Below are 19832 nucleotides of genomic sequence, written 5' to 3' on the forward strand. Positions count from 1 at the left end.
GCTGCAAGGCGGGCCCTTTTTTTATTGGAGGCATCCTCATGTCAGGGTCCATTGCCGATCTGACCGAAGCGCTCGCCAGCGATGCTGAAGCTGTTTGTCGGCACTACCTATCGAACGGGCATCGCGAAGGCAGCTACTGGATGGTTGGCGATGCCCGCAACACGCCCGGACGCTCCCTGTTCGTGCGCTTAAAAGGGCCAATTTCGGGGAAAGGTGCAATCGGAAAATGGACCGATGCGGCCACCGGAGAGCATGGCGATCTGCTCGACATAATTCGCGAGACCTGCGGTTTCGTCGATTTTGCCGATATAGCACAAGAGGCCCGGCGGTTTCTCAGCCTGCCGCTACCAGAGCGCTCAGGCGACACCGCCTCCCGATCTGACCCCGCACCGACCGGATCGCCAAAAGCAGCCAGACGGCTATTTGCCATGTCGCAAGGGATTACAGGGACGCTGGCCGAAGCCTATCTGCGCAATCGTGGGCTGGCGGCGTTGTCCAAAACAGCGAGCCTGCGATTTCATCCACGCTGCTACTACCGGCCAGATCGGCATTCGGAGACCGAAGCCTGGCCTGCCCTCATTGCGTCGGTCACCGATCTTGATGGGACGATCACCGGCGCGCATCGCACTTGGCTTGATCCGATCGGCTTTTCGGAAACGAACTTGGGCAAGGCCCCAATCGACACGCCCCGCCGTGCGATGGGCAACCTGCTTGGCCACGCTGTCCGTTTTGGCACCGCACGCGATGTAATGGCGGCAGGCGAAGGCATCGAGACCATGCTATCGCTGAGAATGACCCTGCCCAATCTACCTATGGCCGCAGCGCTGTCCGCAGGCCATCTTGCCGCCATCCGGTTCCCGCCATCCCTCAGACGCCTCTATATCGCCCGTGACAACGATCCAGCCGGTGACGGCGCATCGGCCCGTCTGATGCAACGTGCTAGGGATGCGGGCATCGAGGCGATCACCCTGTCGCCGCAACTGGGCGATTTCAACGATGATCTCCGCCTGCTTGGCGCTGATGCCCTCCGAGACGCGCTCCGAGTCCAGATCGCACCGGAAGACGTCGCCCGCTTCATGGATGCTGCAGCTTTGAACGCGCATGAGACCGCGCCCGGCTAGTGCACCCTGCCTGTGACCGGCAAGGGATGTGCCCCTGGCTCGAAGAGACGCGCGACCCCGGCCTTATTGGGAGGGCGACCGGACGGCAAACGGGACAGCCCCGCAATGCCTGCGCCCGGTTCTTTTCCACCGCGCCCAAACGGGCGCTTTGCATCGCGAGACAAAAGAACCGGCCTCCGCCCTCCTCCGCTGCGCTGCGGCCCTTCCGGGTGCAGGTCCGTCCCGCCTGCCCTCTTTCGGCGCCATGAAGGCCGCGGCGGTCGCGGTCAAACCGACGAAGGAGCACACCATGTATGCCGATCCCCACCAAAGCGATGCCGAGCCGCACCACGACGCGTCCGCCACCCACGCCATCTGCAGCGATCTGGAACTCTTTGGCTACCGCCATTCCGAAAACGACCCCGACCCCCGCGACGTACCCGAGGATCGCCTGATCGCAGGTGCCGTCAGCGACATCTTCGACGCCCTCGTCGCCACGATGGCCGACACCAGCCTCGATGCCGATCTCGACGAGATGCTCTGGTCGGCGGTCAACATGTTCCACCGCGCGACCGATCGGATCGAACGCAAACTGGACGACAACGAGCAGGCGCAAAAACGCCGCCAGCGCGAACAGGACGGATCCGAGGTCAAATCAGTTCAGCTCGAACATCTGATTGCAACCGGACAATCCCTGCTCGACCGACGTGATTGCATGGAGGTCTTCCGAGACCATGCCGCCGATCACTATCTGCGCTTGACGGGCTCGCCTTGGTCGACCCGCTCCGGGTCACGGGTCAATCACCGCAATCTCACTGCGGCCATGATCGACAGTCGGGACTTCCTTGCAGCGAAGACCCGCGCCGATACTGAAGTCTATCTGCCAGCGGGAACCAAAATTGCCTTCACCGGCGGCCTCGAGTTCAACGATCACCGATTGATCTGGGACACCCTCGACAAGGTTCACGCCAAGCACACCGACATGGTGCTGCTGCATGGCGGATCGCCGCGCGGTGCCGAACTGATCGCCGCCAAATGGGCCGAGACCCGCAAAGTTGTGCAAGTTGCCTTCAAACCCGACTGGACGCGCCACGCCAAAGCCGCCCCCTTCAAGCGCAACGATCAGATCCTCGACGTCCTGCCCATCGGCGTCATCATCTTCCCCGGCACCGGCATTCAGGACAATTTCGCAGATAAGGCCCGCAAGCTCGGCATCAAGGCCTGCGATTTCCGCAAAGGGTGCAGCGCGTGAGCGCTGCATTTGCCGAGCAATTTCAATATAGGAAGGACTCGAGATGCGGACGCTGAGTCAGGGTTTCAACGGGGTCTGCACAGTGGCCTTCCACAGAACTTCTCTCAATGTCTGTTTCGCTATCCAGATTGCAGCCTTAAAGACGCACTAGCTCTCGATCCCAAATGCAGCATTTATCTTCTTGAACAAGCGTTCTGCATTGGCAGCAGTGCCTTTTGGCAGGTCACTGATTTTCATCCAGCTGTCGAAGTCTTTTAACATCTCTGTCAGCACATCTTTCTTCTTAAGCTCACGCCCATGGCGTTGCTTCAAGGCAATCTCGACACGCTTGGCAATGAGGGTCGAACCGTCTTCTGGAAGATCTTCCAATTTGAGCGCCAGCCCGTAGGCGCGGTTTACACAGTCAAGAAACCACTCGTCTGGAAACAGGTCTTCGATCGCGACGTCCGTTTTCTTTACTCCGGCTGCTTCTCCAAGCATCAATACCCGGAAATCATGGCCAGTCTCCTCGGCGTACGCTTTGAGGTTCATATCCTTGATCTTCTCGTGCGCCTGATGGCCAGCCTCATCGGTATCGAGCAAAACCCCAGCATTCCACCTTTGGCCGATCGCAAACGCCGCATACATCGGTGCTTTGGTTGAGGTCTGCGCGGGCCACTTATATATCTGATCAGACAGCCCAACTTTGTCGCCCTTGGTCAACAGACCTGACAGCTTGCTCAATATCAGAGCGTCAGTGCCACCTTCCACAATCAGAACTTTGCGGTTGCCAAGCATGCCGGAGAGGTCGGGCGTGAGGCCAAGCGCACTCTCAATGACTGCCATTGGAGCAGACTGGCTACTCACCACGCCATGCGTAACCCGCAAATGGTGGTCAGTGTCAGTTTCGATAATGCGAACCCGCTCAGGGTTTGCTTGATCGACCATCGAAGACAGATGGCTGGTGTACACGACCGTGTTCGTTTTCGACAGGTCTTCAAACACTCCGAGCAGGTCACGTTGGCCACTGTAGTGGAGGTGAATGCCCGGTTCCTCCAATAGAAGCGTGCAATTCTCGAAGTCACCCTCAGATGCGTGCGTAAATTTCCATGCGAAAGAGACGTACCATCGGAAACCAGTTGAGCGCCGATTCAGGCGCACCGGAAATCCGATCGCCGTGTCCTTTGCAAAGATGTTGAGTGTCTGGCCGTCGACGCGAATATCGAATTCGACAAGCTTTTGCTTCCACAATTTCTGAAATTGCTTGGTGAGGTAGGTCGAAGCGGCGACGCTATCAAACTGGCGCAGTGTCCGGCCGTCAGCGCTTGCGCCCTTCTCAACAATGTCATCGAGATCAATCTCGGCAAGATCGAGTACGATCAGGATTGTTTGATCGTCGGTGGAAAGCTCATGGCGCTTGCTGCCCGCCGCATCCAAGCGGCTCTTAAGCTCGTTTAGCTCAACCTGCGCCCCGGAAAATTCATAATCTTGAATAAGAACAAAGCGCGGGACGTGCTCGCTGGCCCATTCCGATACTTTTTCCCTGGAAATGCCCAAATCTGTCGCCGCAATGGATTTGCCCTCCTGATCGCTTAGGCTGAACCCGGTAAGGTGCCCATAGCTGCGGCGAGCAAAGAGACGAAGCCCATCCGGAGGAATTGCGATCGCGGTTTCAAGCTCATTTCCCTCGTCGTCAGTTGATATATCCGTCGCAAATTCAAACAGGGCTTCAGCTTCACCTTCATCAAAATCAAAGTAGGCCTGAGCCACTGGTTTTCCTTCGGCATTCTTTTTGCCTTTCCAGTCGTCGACTGGCCAGTCCTCATCGGGGTTGAACCGCGTCTCGACGTAGGAGTGCAGACAATACAGCGCCTCAAAAAGATTACTCTTACCCGCTTCGTTTTGTCCGACGATTGCCGTTACATTGGTCACTTTGATCCATCCGGAGTCGATGATGTTCCGATAATTCGTGATGCAAAATTCTGATAACCGCATAATCTGCCCCAAATTCGATTGTTTGGCACAATATATTCCTAGGAAGATCGTTGTGCGAGTCGTTAATCTCCGCAAGTCGCCTTTCGAACTTCACGCAGCATTGCTTGCGATGCAGCCTTTCCCGAACTTAGGTGCGACCCGGACTTAGCTCCCATACACGCGCCAGCGTCGCGCCGACGCCGCGCAGTCATCAGCCTTGATGGCTGGCGATAGCTTGCAACTTCTCGCCGATCAGCCTCGGTGTAAGCACGCAAAACTACCTAAAACCTGCTTTCTGACCTACAATCCGCTAGCGTTGAGGTGGTGGTGGCAGGCGCGACCGATCACCTTTTTGCACGGAGGCATTCACCATGCTTGTCCTCAATATCGTCCTATTGCTCGTCACCATCGGGTTTCTCTGTTGGCTCGTATTCACCCTTGCCGTCTTTGCGTTGCCACTGTTGGTGGGCGTCACCGCCGGACTGTGGGCCTATGAGACAGGAACAGGGCCTGTCGGAGGTTTCCTTGTGGGAACAGCCGCCGCTTGGGCGGTAGCGATTGTCGGCCAGCTTCTGTTCGCCTTTGCGCGTCCGCTCTGGGTCCGGGTCATCGTTGCAGGTTTGTTTGCCGGTCCCGCTGCCGTTGCCGGGTATGCCGCCACCCTTGGCATTGCCAGGCTCGCGATCCCCTCCGAGACGTGGCAGATGGCGGTCGCCTTTATCGGTGCCTTGGCAGTCGGCATCACCGCATTGTTTCGGATGGCGGGTGTAACCCCACCCGATCCACGCACGGAAATGGCCAGCGAAGCTTAGTCGCACAGTGGTGGCCGGAAAGAAGGATCATTGCTGGTCTGTCACCTTATCTTCGGCGTTCTCGATGGGCGACTGAGCTGAGACTGCTTGGACGAGCAGCTTGAGCCATGACGTAGGAGGAGCACCTCAATTGTCTTCAAGGCAGTTCCGATCCACGCAGCACGTCACAATCTGCGGCTGCAACGGTTTCGCGCAGGCTGTTTCGAACAATGAAGTTGCGAGGCATTTGACCTGAAACGCGTAACGATTTTCGGACATTCGGTCGTACCTGACCCCGTGAGTGGGTTTGGTCGCCAAATTCTCCACTGATCATCTCTGTCTTGGTCGACCGCTCCATATGGCCTCGTCAATGGACTGATCTGACCGAAGGACGGCTGCGCCTCGACCGCCTAAGGCTCAACGGGGTTGGTCGACTTTCTTCCCCTGTCGGCTGCGCCGCCATTCCTCGCGCGACAAGAAAGTCTCTCGTCCCCGTCCTCCACTCACGTTCCGGCACCATGGGTGAGCCGTCGGTCGCCTCCGGCCTGTCGATCTCCATCGAGGCCGCAATGGTGCGGGCTCGAAAACATCTGATCAAGGAGACCTACAATGGCAACCATCGGCACCTTCAAGAAGTCCGGCACCGAATACACCGGTGAAATCGTCACCCTCAACGTTCAGGCCAAGAACGTCCGCATCGTTCCCGAAACCAGCCAGACCAGCGAGAACGCCCCGAGCCACCGCGTCCTCGTGGGCCGCGCCGAAATCGGTGCCGCCTGGTCGAAGACCTCCAACGAGGGCCGCACCTATCTGGGCCTCAAGCTGGACGATCCGAGCTTCACCGCTCCGATCTACGCCAACCTCTTCGACGAGGAAGACGGCGACGCCTACAGCCTGATCTGGTCCCGCCCGGTCCGCCGCAACGGCGATTGAGCCACCGCTTTACCTTCCCCGCCCAGCACTTCGGGCGGGGACACACGCACCCAATCCCACCCGAATCAGATTGCGCGATTTCCGCCAAACACCTGCCCAAGAACAGATAATCTCTCGCCATCAGTACAAAGAACGACTATTATAGTCGTATTTCTGGCGTGCGCAGATGTGTCCGTGGAGGTGATCATGCATGATCACCGCCCGACAAACACGGGCCGCGCGCGCGTTACTTGGTTGGACGCAGGAAACGCTCGCTGAACGGGCCCTGGTCTCATTGACCGCGTTGAAACGCCTCGAGTCGCGCCACGGCAAGCGGGTCTACGAGTCGACCGATGATCAAGTGCGCCGGGCGCTTGAAGCCGCCGGCATCGTATTTCTGACGACCGCTCAAGGCGAAGGTGTGTTGATTAACGAGTCCGATGAGGTTGGCAAAGGAACCCGTTAGAGCAGATTGCTGCACCAGTTGTCTGCGTCATTGCATGGAATTGGGGCCTTGGGCACCCAAGGGATGGAAATGGTTAACAGATGCTTCAATCGGCAGTAACGTGCCAATAAAGGGGGCACTTTGAAGAACACAGACTTCCTTGACGCACCGCCCGAAAGTGCGGTCCTGACCGATTACGACCGGACGCATGTCACACTCTACATGCGCCTGCTGGACGCCTATGCCGACAATGCAGATTGGCAAGAAGTCGTCTCCGTCCTGTTTGCGTTCGACCCTACGAATGATCCCGAACGTGCGCGGCACATCCACGACAGCCATCTGGCGCGTGCCAAATGGATGACGGAGCACGGCTATCGGCAACTTTTAGGCGGCGACACGCCCTGACCCCGGCAGGATACTGCCATTGCCCTATTTTTGAGCACGCTCTCAGCTTGTCTCGACTCACCTTTTGATTGAAAATCTATCCCTTAAACCAATGTGCATGTCCGGAGGATCTCTATGCCCCGTCGACCATCGCGTTGGCGCTCGGCATCAGACTACGACTATGTCGAATCCCTGACTGCACCGGACCTCGCCTGGGAATGGTTGCGTCGAAACGTCGACTATCAAAAAGCCTATGCCCGCGCCGTTGAGAGGAAAGAGGACCCCCGTGATCTGATGCACATGATGCGTCGGTCGTGGGGGTTACGATTTCCCAATCGATCCACAGCGGACTGCCTTGCAGGCGGTTGTCTATTGGCAGCCTGAGATAGATCCGGGCACGGTCATTCTTTCAACCAGATCGCCAATCGCAGGTCTTCAACCCGTCGATTTCCCATCGGTCGAACCGGACACTACCGTGCATGACCCGGATGGAACGAGTTTGACTTTGTCCGATGACCTTGGGGCGCTGCGCGTTCTCTTCATTGATGACGCAGGGCCCGACACGCCCCTCGTGGCGGTTATACCGCTCGATGAAACCGGTCTGGATCGCATCGAAGCGGCCTTGCGCCTCTGGCGCATGCTGCAGGGCCGTCCATCAGCATCGAATGGACGACTGACCGCTCAGCGTCGTCAAAGGTTGCGCCGGATGCTGCAAGCAATTGACGGACATATCGACGGTGCGAGCTACCGCGATATTGCGAAAGCCCTCTATGGAAAATCCCGCATCGCTGCCGAAGCCTGGAAGACTTCGGCGCTGCGGGACAGCACGATCAGCCTCGTCCGGGACGGTCGCGCCATGATTGATGGCGGATATCGCACGCTTTTGCGTCAGCGCCGCCGGAAGTAGACCGCTACCATTCCAACGGTCCTTCCGTCTCGATGATCATCGCCGTTGCTGCTGCGACTGGGCAAAGGGGTGCGATTCAAGCACCCGTTTCTTCCCCATCCCCCTTCCCGGTTCTTCTTCGCCAACGTGGCCGCAATCCGCCGCCCCTCTCTGGTGGCCGCATTGGAACCAACGGAGGCCCGATCATGCCCGCAAATACAACCGACTTGCCGCCACGCTACCTGCGCACCCCTGAAGCAGCGCGCTTTCTGAGCCTGTCGGGCCGCACACTGGAAAAACACCGCACCTATGGCACCGGTCCCGCCTACCACAAGTTGGGTGGTCGGGTCGTCTATTCCATCGAAGACCTGCAAGCTTGGGCCAATCGCGGTGCCGTCACGTCGACGTCCGACCCCCGCGGATCAGTCTTGCCCGCAAAGCATCATGACCCTGTCGCGCTGACCCGCTCCGGCGGTCGGTCGCGCTGATCCGGTAAGCGGTCTTCTGTGATGATCAAGCGAACCCCCATCCCATCTGAACGCGGTCAGCTGGAGCTTTTTCGGGCGCACAGCACTGCGCTTGCCCCGCGCGATGCGCAGGATCTGATGGCGTATCCGTTCTTCAGCCTCGCCAAATCGCGGCGTATCCAGCCCATCGACTACGCGGTAGCCGGGGTTATGATCCGCGTCGAGGCTGTCGCCGAGCACGGTATGGCGACAATCTGGGACGCCGATATCCTGATCTGGGCCGCAAGCCAGATCGTCGAGGCGCGCGACGCAGGCCTGCGCACTTCCCGCCTGATGGCCGCGACCCCTTACGATATCCTCACCTTCATCGGACGGGGTGTGAGTGCGCGTGACTATCAGCGCCTGAAGGCGGCCTTGGACCGCCTGCAATCCACGACAATCGCAACGACCATCCGCCAGCCCAGCGAAGGTCGGCGGCATCGCTTTTCCTGGATCAACGAATGGATTGAGAGGGTCGATCCCCATGGCCGACCAGCCGGTATTGAGTTGATCGTACCAGACTGGTTCTACAATGCCGTCCTTGACGACGCGCTGGTCCTGACCATCGACCCTGACTATTTTTCTCTTACCGGCGGATATGACCGGTGGCTTTACCGCATCGTGCGCAAGCACGGAGGTCGCCAACGCAACGGCTGGCGGTTCGAATTCCGTCATCTCTATCTGAAATCCGGCAGCCTCTCGCCATTCAAGCGCTTTGCCTTCGAGTTGCGCGGCATTGTCCATCGCCAGCCCCTACCCGGATACCGTTTGTGGATTGAGAATGGACCCCGCCGACAAACGCTCCTCGCATTTGCGCCGGTCGGCTGTGGACAACCTGTGGACGGCCTCGTGCTATCGGGAACCCGCCATATCGTGCCATCAGGAACCGCTGGCTCGTGCTATCGGGAACCGAAAACCGACCCAAACCCTTACACACAAGCAGAAAATCCGGCTCTTAACTTAGAATCTAACAGAGATTCTAACTTTGGTAGTAGCGCCCGTTGCGTTGGGGACAAAGACGAACAGACGCGCGACTCCAGCATGGCGGAGACCCGCGATGAGCAGTGAGCGCCTTTACACCCAAGCCGTCTCCGGGACAGGCAATGATCTGAAAACTCATGCGCTTACGCATGTCGAGTTGATCTGGGTCGAAGGCAGAATCGAATACTGGATCCGCTTCGGTCGCGTTGCGAAAGAGCAGATCCTGGATCGTCATCGCCGCATTGTCAGCTTTGCACAGGACAGTGTTTTCGCCTTGGTCCGCTGGCGATCGAACGACTATGGAATGATCCTGTCGCGCATCGACGTCCTGCGCGCCGTTCATCCCAGTGAACCGCATCAAACCTTACCGTGCGTCCGGCCAGGAGCTGAAAGTCTTCTGCACCTGACCGGCTGGCCAAATGTCCAGCAGGTGCTGCAAGCAACTGACGCCATCGACGCGCTCGGCATCGGTCCCGCGGACGTCGCACAGGACTATTGGCGTCATGTCCACAACCGGATCGCAGCGGGTCAAACGCCCCGCCTCTACACGATTGAACGGCATGCTGCTTGGATCAAGCGCCAGAGGGCGGGTCAATGACGCGCCGTATCTGGGCAGGCATCGCGTTCATCACAGTCAGTGCGACTGCTCTTTCGACTGCCGTCGACTTGCCGTCAGTGCTCCTCTGGAACGCCAGTTCTTCGGTCTCAATGGGCCTCTATCGCTTGCAGTCGGTCGACCATCTTGGCCCGCGCGATCTTGTTGCCGTTGCCGCGCCCGACCAGATCGCCGCGTTCATAGCCGAACGGGGCTATCTGCCACCAGATATCCCACTCCTCAAACATGTGGCCGGGCTGCCGGGACAGATCGTCTGCCGACTTGGTCGCAGCATCTCTGTCGACGGGGTCAGTCTGGGACAGGCGCAGCATACCGACAGTCGCGCTCGTCCAATGCCCGTCTGGCAAGGCTGCCACAGGATAACATCCGACGAAGTCTTTCTGATGAACCCGGAGGCCGAGAACAGTCTCGACGGTCGTTATTTTGGACCGATCTCCCGCAACGCCCTCCTCGCCGAAGCGATCCCAATTTGGACTGCGGATGCGCATGCTAAGCAGCAACCATCGGCGTCCGATGTGATCGGCAACGCCCTAATCTCAATCACCAGCACCCCCTGAAAGGAGATACCTATGGCACATATCGGACAATTCACACGCACCAAAGACGGCTATCACGGTCGGCTCAAAACGCTCACCCTCGATATCGAACTGACGCTCGTTCCGGCCGACCACAACGACACCGAGAATGCGCCCGACTACCGCGTGCATATCGGTACCGACGATCAGAGCCTAGAAATCGGCGCAGGCTGGAAACGCACCGGCGAGAAGGCTGGGGCTTACGTCTCGGTGCTGATTGACGACCCAGCATTGCCGCATCCAATCAACGCCAATCTGTTCCACTCAGTGCAGGACAATGACCTCTATTTGCTGACCTGGAACCGGCCCTCAAAGCGCCGCGACCGGTCCTGATCAGATGGACAATGCGCACCATAACCGAACCAGCATGTGGCAAACAACCACCCGAATTGCGTCCCTTTTCTTACTTTCCGGACTGCTTGTGAATGCCGCCCCACCGATACCTGTACATGCTCAGAACTTTGCGGCAGAGCGTTCATCCGCGCATCCTCATGCCGACCATATTGCCGAAGCTTCGCAGCGGTTCGGCATTCCGGAGCACTGGATCAGGGCGGTGATGGAGGTGGAAAGTGCGGGTCGGGTGACCGCCGTCTCGTCCGCCGGAGCATTGGGTCTGATGCAGATCATGCCCGGCACCTGGACGGAACTGCGCCTTCGCCACTGTCTTGGTAACGACCCGTTTGAGCCCCGCGACAACATCCTCGGCGGCACAGCCTATCTACGCGAAATGTACGACCTCTTTGGCGCACCGGGCTTTCTCGCTGCCTATAATGCGGGTCCTGCTCGGTATGCTGACTATCTCTCTACGGGACGTGTACTACCGCGCGAAACCCGTGTTTACGTCGCGATGCTTGCGCCGATGATCGGATCAGATTTCCCACCGGACAACCGTCATACTGCGGTACGACCGACGGATTGGCGTGACGCCGCGCTTTTTGTAGCGCCTGCAGATGGCGCACCGACCACAGTTCGACAGCAGCTTCACCGTCAACCTGACGCCGATCCGAGAGCCTTGGGTCCGCATGCCCTTGCCCCGTCAGCGGATCGTCCGGACGGGATATTCGTCACACCATCTCGCTAGGATCCTTCAAAATGATGGGCATGAGGCGAAATCGCACCCTAGAGGTCTACCGCGCAGTCTGGCGTATCAACAGGTGTACAACAGACGACAGAGGAAGGGGATGGCGAGATAAAAGGGCGCGATGTGCGCCTCGGTTGTGGGGAGTGATTTCAGGGACTTACAGAGCTATTTTGCGAGGTGTCCAACCTGGGCACAGCCTGCAACCTATCCTGTTCTGCAATCGTTTCAGAGCGTTAACGCGATGTGCAGGGGTGGCGCGATGAACGATGACGACACCTTCCACATCCGCCCTGGCCGCATTCGCTCATCATCCAGCCAACGTGCGCGGCCCTTCATTTCGCAAGCTCTTGCGGCGACACAGCGCGCGGGGGGCAAGGTCTCGCGTTCAGGCAAGATCACGTCCGGCAGTCGATCCCATTTTGGTCGCGGCAAGAGCGCCAGCGTGCAGGCCATTCGTTGGCTCAGCCCACGGTCCCGTGTCGCTGTCATCAAGACGCGGGTTGTCCGGCACAGCAGTCGCAGTACCCCACTTGCCACCCACCTTTCGTACCTCCAACGCGATGGCGTCACGCGCGACGGGGAGAAGGCACAGTTGTTCGGACCTGAGGCAGACGAGACCGACGCAAAGGAGTTTGCCAAACGATGCGAGGGCGACCGACATCATTTCCGCTTCATCGTCTCCCCGGAAAACGCCGTCGAGATGACGGACCTCAAATCCTTCACCCGCGACCTGATGCATCAGGCTGAAACGGATCTGGGCACGAAGCTGGACTGGGTCGGTGTCGATCACTGGAACACGGAACATCCGCATATCCATGTGATCGCCAGAGGTCAGGCCGATGACGGCGGTGACCTCGTGATCGCGCGCGACTACATCAGTGACGGGATGCGCGCCCGAGCGCAGGATCTGATCACGCAGGAACTTGGGCTTAGAACTGATCGCGACATTCACAACACGCTGGAGCGTCAAATCGACAGTGACCGCTGGACCAGCCTTGATCGCCAGCTTGCCAAAGAGGGTGGCCGAAACGGCATCATCGATCTCGCGCCGCGGTCGGGAAGCCAGCCAGACAACCATCACGCGCTGAAAGTCGGGCGCCTACGCAAACTGGAATCCCTCGGCCTCGCCGAACAGATCGGGCCGGGCCAGTGGGTGATGGACGAGAGTGCCGAGACCACCTTGCGTGAGCTTGGCGCGCGCGGCGACATCATTAAACGCATCCATCGTGGCCTGTCGGACAGCGCCATTGAACGCAGCGCAGCCAGTTACGTCTTGGCGGGAGAAAGCCTCGACGATCCCATTCTCGGCAGGCTCGTTGATCGCGGCCTTGATGATGAGTTGAAGGGCACCGCCTATGCAGTGGTCGATGGCGTGGATGGCCGAACGCACCACATCCGCTTGCCCCATATCGACGCCGCCGGTGACAGCCCACCGGGGTCGATTGTCGAGCTGCGGAAATTCGATGATGCGAAAGGCCGCCGCCGCGTTGCCCTCGCCGTCAGGTCGGACTTCCCAATCGAACGGCAGGTCACGGCGACGGGCGCGACCTGGCTCGACCGGCACGCCATTGCCCGTGAGCCAATGTCCCTCGGTGAAGGCGGGTACGGTACAGATGTCCGCGGCGCGCTGGAAAAACGCGCAGATCACCTGATCGCGGAAGGGTTAGCGAAACGTCATGGACAGCGCGTGATCTTCAACCGCGACCTTCTGAATACGTTGCGCAACCGCGAACTCAAAGCTGTCGGTGAGAAAATCGCCACGGAGATCGGTCGTCCTCACACGCCCTCAAAGACAGGGGACTATGTCACCGGCACGTATCAGCGCCGCATCGCGCTCTCGTCAGGGCGTTTTGCCATGATCAATGACGGGCTCGGCTTCCAACTCGTGCCGTGGACTCCGTCCATCGAGAAACACCTCGGCAAACACATCAGCGGCGTCGCCCGCGGCAATGGCGGCGTGGATTGGGATTTTGGGCGAAACCGGGGGATCGGGTTTTAGCCTCAACCATCGCCAGGAAAGGAAAGGATCATGTCAGCAACGAAAATCCTCTGGGGCCAGATCCTCATCGTGTCCCTGATCGTGCTCACCACGACCTGGACCGCGACACAATGGACGGCTCTGCGGCTCGGCTTCCAGCCGCAGTTGGGACAGCCGTGGTTTGAACTGTTCGGAGTGCCCGTCTACTACCCACCCGCCTTCTTCTGGTGGTGGTATGCCTATGACGCCTATGCGCCGCCGATCTTTATCGAAGGTGCCCTGATCGCGGCGTCGGGCGGATTTTTGTCCGTTGGGGTTGCGATCTTCATGTCGGTCTTGCGGGCACGCGAGGCGCAAGACGTCGACACCTATGGTTCCGCCCGTTGGGCAGAGGAGCGCGACATCAGAGAAGCGGGACTGTTCGATCCGGATGGCGTGATCCTCGGAAAGCGAGACCAAGCCTATCTGCGACACGACGGGCCGGAGCACGTGTTGTGCTTTGCACCCACGCGATCCGGCAAAGGGGTTGGGCTGGTCATCCCGTCGCTCCTGACCTGGCCCGGATCAGCCATCGTGCATGACATCAAGGGCGAGAACTGGCAGCTCACGTCTGGCTTCCGCGCGAAGCACGGTCACGTTCTGCTGTTCGATCCGACCAACTCAAACTCTTCAGCCTACAATCCGCTGCTGGAAGTGCGGCGCGGCGAATGGGAAGTGCGCGACGTCCAGAACATTGCTGACATTCTTGTCGATCCAGAAGGCTCGCTCGAAAAACGCAATCATTGGGAAAAGACCAGCCACGCGCTGTTAGTTGGCACAATCCTGCATGTCCTCTACGCCGAGGCCGACAAGACACTCGCTGGCGTGGCAAAGTTCCTGTCCGACCCACAGCACCCTATCGAAACCACGCTTGAGACAATGAAGACAACCGCGCATCTCGGGAACACCGGACCGCATCCCGTCGTTGCAGGTGCCGCGCGTGAGCTGTTGAACAAGTCGCCCAACGAACGCTCCGGCGTCTTGTCTACGGCAATGTCGTTTCTAAGCCTCTATCGCGATCCTGTTGTGGCCAAGGTCACCCGACGTTGCGACTGGCGGATTGGAGATCTTGTTCAGGGCACTGACCCGGTCACACTTTACCTCGTCGTACCACCGTCCGACATCAACCGCACCAAACCGCTGATCCGCCTGATCCTGAACCAGCTTGGCCGCCGATTGACCGAAGATCTTGCGTCTAAGGATCGGAAGCATCGTCTCCTCCTCATGCTGGACGAGTTCCCAGCGCTGGGTCGGCTGGACTTCTTCGAAAGCGCGCTGGCGTTCATGGCGGGCTATGGCATCAAGAGCTTCCTGATCGCGCAGTCCTTGAACCAGATCGAGAAGGCTTACGGGCCCAACAACTCGATCCTCGACAATTGTCATGTGCGCGTGAGCTTCGCGACCAATGATGAGCGGACGGCAAAGCGCGTGTCCGACGCGCTCGGCACCGCTACCGAAATGCGCGCGATGAAAAACTACGCGGGTCATCGCCTTTCCCCTTGGCTCGGCCATCTTATGGTCAGCCGACAGGAGACGCCACGCCCCCTTCTTACCCCCGGCGAGGTGATGCAGCTTGCACCCACAGACGGAATTGTCATGGTGGCGGGAACGCCGCCGATCAGGGCGCAGAAGGCGAAATACTTCACAGATGCTCAATTGCACGCCCGCATTCTACCGCCAGCGACGCCAAACAAGACTGATGCACCAGCCAACGACGTCTGGAGCCGGATCGTTCCACTCAAGCCACCGGAGATCGCTAATCCCAAGATACAGACGGCAGACGAAAGCGCAGCGACCGACGACCCGAACGAACAGCGGCGTCAACCAGAACTGGACCGAAGCCAAGAAATAGCGAATGCAAAGCCCATCGAGAACGAGTTTGAACCCGACCTCAAGAAGCCACCGAAAGACCAGGCCGTTCAATTGAGGCAGCTTGATCAGCGGGCCCGCCAGCTTGCCCGCCAAGCCTCGATGGATCCAAACGACGGCATCGAAATGTGAGGGCCTGAAAATGAAACAACCCAAGAAACATCGCCTATCTGTCTATTTAGACCCAGACATCATGGCTTCGCTTGCCGATTACGCCGCCCGGCGCGACCACTCGCGCTCTCTCGTGGCCGAAGCCGCCATTGCATCATTTCTGTCGCCCGACGGCGCAGAGCGGCAAGAAGCAGCTACCACGAAACGCCTCGACCAGATCGATCGCCGCATGATCCGTTTTGAGCGCGACGTCAGTATTTCGGTCGAGACCCTCGCGCTATTTGTCCGGTTTTGGCTCACCACCAACCCGCCTCTGCCAGAGCCCGCCAGAGCGGCGGCTCAGGCACAAGCAGGCGAACGGTATGATGCCTTTATCGCAGCGCTCGGTCGGCGGCTAGCCAAAGGGCCAGCTTTGCGTCAGGAAATCTCTGAAGATGTAAGCGGTGACGCAAAACAATTGTAACGAATACGGTCAATGGGGTTGTTCACTAGCCAACATGCAGGTTTCCGCAGTGCGGGCGAAGCGTAAATTCGCTGCGCATGCGTGTACGGCTGCTTAAGCGCGCGTTGCGGCCTTTCAAGATGAATTGCTGACCTTCATTGGTAATGGTCTTGATCCGGTAAGAGAGTCTGCTAATCGTTCCGACTTCGAGCCATAATCCAAACTTCTGTCCCATAGCTGACCGCCACGCCATGTGAAGTGGCGATCAAAGCAAGTGACTTAGGTGGTTAGACCTACGAATGGCGCTCAAACACAATGGTCTCTCCACCATGCAATACAAGTAGCGTTTCGAAAGCATCGCGCTGGTCCCCCATCTCCATGCCGGGCGAGCCGATCGGCATTTCGGGAACGGTCAGGCCAACGGCATCTGGACGCTCAGCCAACAGGCGTTGGATGTCAGCCGCCGGGACATGGCCCTCGATGACGTACCCTTCTATGAACCCTGTGTGACAGGAGCTAAGCTCGGGTGTTATCCCTGCATTGTCCTTGGCGGCCCACAAGGCATCTTGCGTGATGTCTTGCGCATCGACGTCAATCCCGGCGGATTCAACGTGGGCGATCCATGCCGAGCAGCATCCGCAAGTCGGGGATTTGAGCACTTTCATGCTTGGCGTTGCGGCAAAGACCGGACCAGCGGCAAGTGCTGAGCCAGCGGCGATCATTAGGAAGTTTCTACGGTTCATTGGATTTCTCCTTTAGTGTTTTATTCTGGCGCTAATCGGTTCAAGCCACGCGCAGCCATGTCATCATTCCGCCTGCAGAATGCTCCAGCATGTGGCAATGCAAAAGCCAATCTCCGGGATTGTCGGCAACAAAGGCGATCTGCGCGGTCTCGCCTCGGTCTATAAGAAGCGTGTCACGCAGGGGACCTGCCGTCCCATTCGTGGCGATCTGGCGGAAGTGATGACCATGAAGATGCATCGCGTGGGGCCAGGCCGTATCGTTGGTGATGTCGATCCAAACGGTTTTGCCCCGATCAGCCGCAACCAAAGGCTCATCCGGCATGTCGGCCATGCCGTTGAAGGCCCAGACTTTACCGGCGCCGGCCATCTCGCGCATGCCCATCATCTGTCCGCCCATCATGGCACCACCCATACGTCCCATGGCCCCGCCTTCCATCAGAAGGGCTGCCCTTCTGGCAGTCTCCAAAGGGCCAAGCTGCGGCACCGGGTTGGGTGGCAGGGGTGACGGAGCGTCCAGACGTTCGGATCGGGCAACCGCTGTGACGTCAAATGTCGCGATTGCATAACCGCCGTCACGCTCAAAGCTGATAAGGAAAGCTTCCTCGCCAACGCTCGCCGTCACGTCAACAATGATATCCGCCCGTTGCGCCGGCGCCAGTGTCAGGCGATCCAACGGTTGTGGCGCATCAAGCGGCATGCCGTCCAGAGCAACAATCCATCCGGCAAGGCCTTGAGCCTCAAGCGAGAAAATCCGCGCATTTGCGGTGTTCACAAGGCGCAAACGATGACGATTGTGCTGCTGAACAGGTTTCCGCCAGGCACCCAATCCGTTCACAGTGATCCAGTTCCCAATCCGACCGGCATGCGCCCAATCGTGCATATCACCGAAACCGCCCGCGATCTGGGCATCCTCCGACAGACGCCAGTCATCAATTAAAAGTACCTCATCGTTGTCGACTTCGGGGCCTCCCTCGGCTTCTTCGACGACCAGCGCCCCGGAAAGCCCCCGCGCCATCTGCTCATAAGACCGATTGTGGGGATGATACCAATAAGTTCCGGCATCGGGCACAACGAAGTCATAGAGAAATGTCGCTCCAGGTTCGACGACGTCTTGTGTCAGACCGGGGACGCCATCCATCGCGTTGTCGATGCGGATCCCATGCCAGTGGATGGTGCTTGGCTGCGGGAGTTCATTTAGAAATCGGCGCGTCATTCGGGCGCCTTGCGGCAGCCTGAGCGTAGGACCTGGAACCGCTCCGTTATAGCCCCACACCTGCGTTTCAGGGTAGTTCGCGGGTGCGAGTTGAAGCGCGCCTTCGCGCGCAATCAGGTCTGGCGGCGTTTCAGCCTGTAAAGTTGTCGGACGAAAGCCAGTTGCCGCCAATGCCGCAACCATCCCACCTCCAAACCTCCGACGTGTGATCGTTTTCATAAGAAACCCCCTCTGTTCGTTTCTGTGGTCTGACCGCTGGCGGCCGCACTACCGATTTGGTTTGTCGCTTCGGGCGCGCTGATCGTGGTCAAGATTGCTGTTGTCATAAGGATCAATGCCACAAGCACCGATTCCATTTGAATGCTCCGACGCAGATGCGCGCTGGCACCCGGCTCTTGCCGAAGCGAGGCAGGCGTCAGGCGCAACTTGTTCCATGCGGCAAAGCCAATGATGCCGAGAAAAACGCCCAGCTTCATTGCAAAAAACTGCCCGTAGGAGGTAAAAAACGCATCTAGTACGTTGCCAGTTAGCAGCCATAGGGTAACTCCCCCCGCCAAGGTCAACGCACCAACGACCCAGATGGCAATCCGGCCAAAATCGTGGCTGACCTGCCCGGCGACACTGGCCGTGTCCGCCCCCGAAAGGCGGTAGAGCGGCGTGAAGGCCCCAATCCAGAACGCCAAGCCCAGGATATGGAGCGAGATGAGTGCGGCAAGCAAAAAGCGTGGTTCTTCCAGCGCATGGCCGCGAAATACGAAAGATGCCGCCACGACAAGGACACCGAAGACCGCGAGCGGTCGCCCGAGACGTGCGGGCAGCAGGATCGCACAAATCAAGGCCAGTCCGACAAGCCGCAAAGCGATGCTGGAGCCCAGGGGGCTTTCCGAAACCATCGTCAGCATCATCAGATCAGTTGCGCCCTGCCATGTGCCGCCCATCAGGAAACTCGCACGCAGCGGAAGTCGCAACAGAGACAAAAGGGCTGCCCCAATGGCGCAGAAGACCGACAACCGGCGCAGCGCTTGCACCTCGGGTGCGGGAAGACGGCGGAGTATCAAAATACTCAATATGCTGCCCATTGCGATCAAGGCCGTCGCGTAGACAAGCGCCTTTACGCAAATGGACAGCCAAGTGACCAAGTCAGCTGAAGCGAGCGCGCTCAGCATCGGCTCTCAATTCGAGATTTCAAAACTGAACGTCCCTTGCATTGGATGACCATCGGCTGCCAGTCCCCGCCACTCGACCTTGTACTGACCTGCTGGCAACGCTGGCGGCGCGGCACTGAATTCACTGACAGGCTGCATATTGTCGCTGCGCGTCACATCATGCGAAGCTCCATCCTGATCGGTGAGAGAGATCAGAGTGACGCGCATTGGCATGTCAAAGCGCATTGAAATTGTCGGCGGAGACGTCTCCAGAACGGCCCCATCCGCTGGCTCCGTTGCCTCTTTCTTGGAATGCGCATCTGCGCTTGGAGATGCGAACGCCAGCGAAAGTGCCGCGATCGCGGCAAAGTAAACGGCAGGTTTCATATTTTGCTCCTGAGCCTGGATTTGAAAAACGCTGACCGGAAACAAGGTCTCCGGCCAGCCGTCGCCGCCTTATTCAGGCATCATCGCGCCAATTGCATACATGCCGTCGTCGCCCTTTATCAGCATCAGCGTGACGGAATCTCCGGCCGCAATATCGCCCATCATTTCCGCGTCGGGCATCATCGCCAAATCCATCGTCATGGCCGGCCAGCCGATTTCAGGAATGGGTTCGTGACTGACATTGGCAGTGCCTTCGCCGATGGAATTCACCACGGCCTTGGTATGCACGGCACCTTCCATCATTTCGTCACTCATCGGCATGTTCGAATGGTCCATGTCCGAGTGGTTCATTTGCGCAAACGCCAGTGGCGCGCTCAGAACGAGAACAGAGAGGGCAAGAGGGAGAGTTTTCATGGGTAGTCC

Annotated in this window: 23 protein-coding genes; 17 read left to right on the plus strand and 6 right to left on the minus strand. The window is 58.7% G+C overall.

Annotation, left to right across the window (positions count from 1 at the left end; genetic code table 11):
- Positions 1-38 precede the first annotated feature (38 nt).
- Positions 39-1121 (plus strand): DUF7146 domain-containing protein, encoded by a 1083-nt coding sequence (locus KUD11_RS14395; protein WP_109384058.1) that lies wholly within the window; start codon positions 39-41, stop codon positions 1119-1121.
- Between the two features lie 289 nt (positions 1122-1410).
- Complete coding sequence (locus KUD11_RS14400; protein WP_219930185.1) at positions 1411-2352, plus strand: DUF2493 domain-containing protein; 942 nt, start codon at positions 1411-1413, stop codon at positions 2350-2352.
- A 147-nt stretch (positions 2353-2499) separates the two neighbouring features.
- On the opposite strand, the gene KUD11_RS14405 is transcribed toward KUD11_RS14400, so the two are convergent.
- Complete coding sequence (locus KUD11_RS14405; RefSeq protein ID WP_109384056.1) at positions 2500-4326, minus strand: ATP-dependent nuclease; 1827 nt, start codon at positions 4324-4326, stop codon at positions 2500-2502.
- Between the two features lie 350 nt (positions 4327-4676).
- Here KUD11_RS14405 and KUD11_RS14410 point away from each other — a divergent pair, with 350 nt between their 5' ends.
- The 15 genes from KUD11_RS14410 (at position 4677) to KUD11_RS14480 (ending at position 15942) form a co-directional block, all read left to right on the plus strand.
- The gene (locus KUD11_RS14410) at positions 4677-5117 is read left to right on the plus strand and encodes a hypothetical protein (protein WP_109384055.1); all 441 of its coding nucleotides are present in this window, start codon (positions 4677-4679) and stop codon (positions 5115-5117) included.
- Positions 5118-5705: 588 nt separating this feature from the next.
- Complete coding sequence (locus KUD11_RS14415; protein ID WP_109384054.1) at positions 5706-6029, plus strand: DUF736 domain-containing protein; 324 nt, start codon at positions 5706-5708, stop codon at positions 6027-6029.
- A gap of 190 nt (positions 6030-6219) precedes the next feature.
- On the plus strand, positions 6220-6474 hold the full coding sequence (locus KUD11_RS14420) for a helix-turn-helix domain-containing protein (protein WP_109384053.1): 255 nt from the start codon (positions 6220-6222) through the stop codon (positions 6472-6474).
- 120 nt (positions 6475-6594) lie between these two features.
- Positions 6595-6858, plus strand: a complete 264-nt coding sequence (locus KUD11_RS14425) for a DNA -binding domain-containing protein (RefSeq protein WP_109384052.1) — start codon at positions 6595-6597, stop codon at positions 6856-6858.
- Between the two features lie 114 nt (positions 6859-6972).
- Positions 6973-7221 carry a transcriptional regulator domain-containing protein gene (locus tag KUD11_RS15340; protein WP_219930165.1) on the plus strand — a complete coding sequence of 83 codons (249 nt, stop codon included), beginning with the start codon at positions 6973-6975 and terminating at the stop codon, positions 7219-7221.
- On the plus strand, positions 7193-7744 hold the full coding sequence (locus tag KUD11_RS14435) for a DUF2285 domain-containing protein (RefSeq protein ID WP_224380268.1): 552 nt from the start codon (positions 7193-7195) through the stop codon (positions 7742-7744). Before KUD11_RS15340 ends, KUD11_RS14435 begins: the two co-directional genes overlap by 29 nt.
- 185 nt (positions 7745-7929) lie before the next feature.
- Complete coding sequence (locus KUD11_RS14440; protein WP_109384051.1) at positions 7930-8211, plus strand: helix-turn-helix transcriptional regulator; 282 nt, start codon at positions 7930-7932, stop codon at positions 8209-8211.
- A 21-nt stretch (positions 8212-8232) separates the two neighbouring features.
- Positions 8233-9297 carry a replication initiator protein A gene (locus KUD11_RS14445; protein WP_109384050.1) on the plus strand — a complete coding sequence of 355 codons (1065 nt, stop codon included), beginning with the start codon at positions 8233-8235 and terminating at the stop codon, positions 9295-9297.
- Positions 9287-9808, plus strand: coding sequence for a DUF2840 domain-containing protein (locus KUD11_RS14450; RefSeq protein ID WP_109384049.1), 522 nt, complete (start codon positions 9287-9289; stop codon positions 9806-9808). The genes KUD11_RS14445 and KUD11_RS14450 overlap by 11 nt, the downstream gene beginning before the upstream one ends.
- Positions 9805-10383: a S26 family signal peptidase gene (locus KUD11_RS14455; protein ID WP_109384048.1), complete on the plus strand. Its 579-nt coding sequence runs from the start codon at positions 9805-9807 to the stop codon at positions 10381-10383. The genes KUD11_RS14450 and KUD11_RS14455 overlap by 4 nt, the downstream gene beginning before the upstream one ends.
- 12 nt (positions 10384-10395) lie before the next feature.
- Positions 10396-10734 (plus strand): DUF736 domain-containing protein, encoded by a 339-nt coding sequence (locus tag KUD11_RS14460; protein ID WP_109384047.1) that lies wholly within the window; start codon positions 10396-10398, stop codon positions 10732-10734.
- Between the two features lie 4 nt (positions 10735-10738).
- Positions 10739-11482, plus strand: a complete 744-nt coding sequence (locus KUD11_RS14465) for a lytic transglycosylase domain-containing protein (RefSeq protein WP_109384046.1) — start codon at positions 10739-10741, stop codon at positions 11480-11482.
- Between the two features lie 259 nt (positions 11483-11741).
- The gene (locus KUD11_RS14470; protein WP_109384045.1) at positions 11742-13481 is read left to right on the plus strand and encodes a relaxase/mobilization nuclease domain-containing protein; all 1740 of its coding nucleotides are present in this window, start codon (positions 11742-11744) and stop codon (positions 13479-13481) included.
- A 30-nt stretch (positions 13482-13511) separates the two neighbouring features.
- Positions 13512-15500 carry a conjugal transfer protein TraG gene (locus KUD11_RS14475; protein WP_109384044.1) on the plus strand — a complete coding sequence of 663 codons (1989 nt, stop codon included), beginning with the start codon at positions 13512-13514 and terminating at the stop codon, positions 15498-15500.
- 10 nt (positions 15501-15510) lie between these two features.
- Entirely contained in the window at positions 15511-15942 is a 432-nt protein-coding gene (locus tag KUD11_RS14480; RefSeq protein ID WP_109384043.1) for a ribbon-helix-helix domain-containing protein, read from the plus strand.
- A 272-nt stretch (positions 15943-16214) separates the two neighbouring features.
- Here KUD11_RS14480 and KUD11_RS14485 read toward each other — a convergent pair whose 3' ends face one another.
- From KUD11_RS14485 to KUD11_RS14505, 5 genes are all read right to left on the minus strand, one after another.
- Entirely contained in the window at positions 16215-16664 is a 450-nt protein-coding gene (locus tag KUD11_RS14485) for a DUF411 domain-containing protein (protein WP_109384042.1), read from the minus strand.
- Between the two features lie 40 nt (positions 16665-16704).
- Positions 16705-18096 carry a multicopper oxidase family protein gene (locus KUD11_RS14490; protein ID WP_109384041.1) on the minus strand — a complete coding sequence of 464 codons (1392 nt, stop codon included), beginning with the start codon at positions 18094-18096 and terminating at the stop codon, positions 16705-16707.
- Entirely contained in the window at positions 18093-18944 is an 852-nt protein-coding gene (locus tag KUD11_RS14495) for a copper resistance D family protein (RefSeq protein WP_224380269.1), read from the minus strand. The genes KUD11_RS14490 and KUD11_RS14495 overlap by 4 nt, the downstream gene beginning before the upstream one ends.
- 105 nt (positions 18945-19049) lie before the next feature.
- On the minus strand, positions 19050-19409 hold the full coding sequence (locus KUD11_RS14500; protein WP_109384039.1) for a copper resistance CopC family protein: 360 nt from the start codon (positions 19407-19409) through the stop codon (positions 19050-19052).
- Positions 19410-19478: 69 nt separating this feature from the next.
- Positions 19479-19823 (minus strand): copper-binding protein, encoded by a 345-nt coding sequence (locus tag KUD11_RS14505; protein WP_087205731.1) that lies wholly within the window; start codon positions 19821-19823, stop codon positions 19479-19481.
- Positions 19824-19832 lie beyond the last annotated feature (9 nt).

Source organism: Roseovarius carneus, from assembly GCF_020141465.1.
GTDB lineage: Bacteria > Pseudomonadota > Alphaproteobacteria > Rhodobacterales > Rhodobacteraceae > Roseovarius > Roseovarius carneus.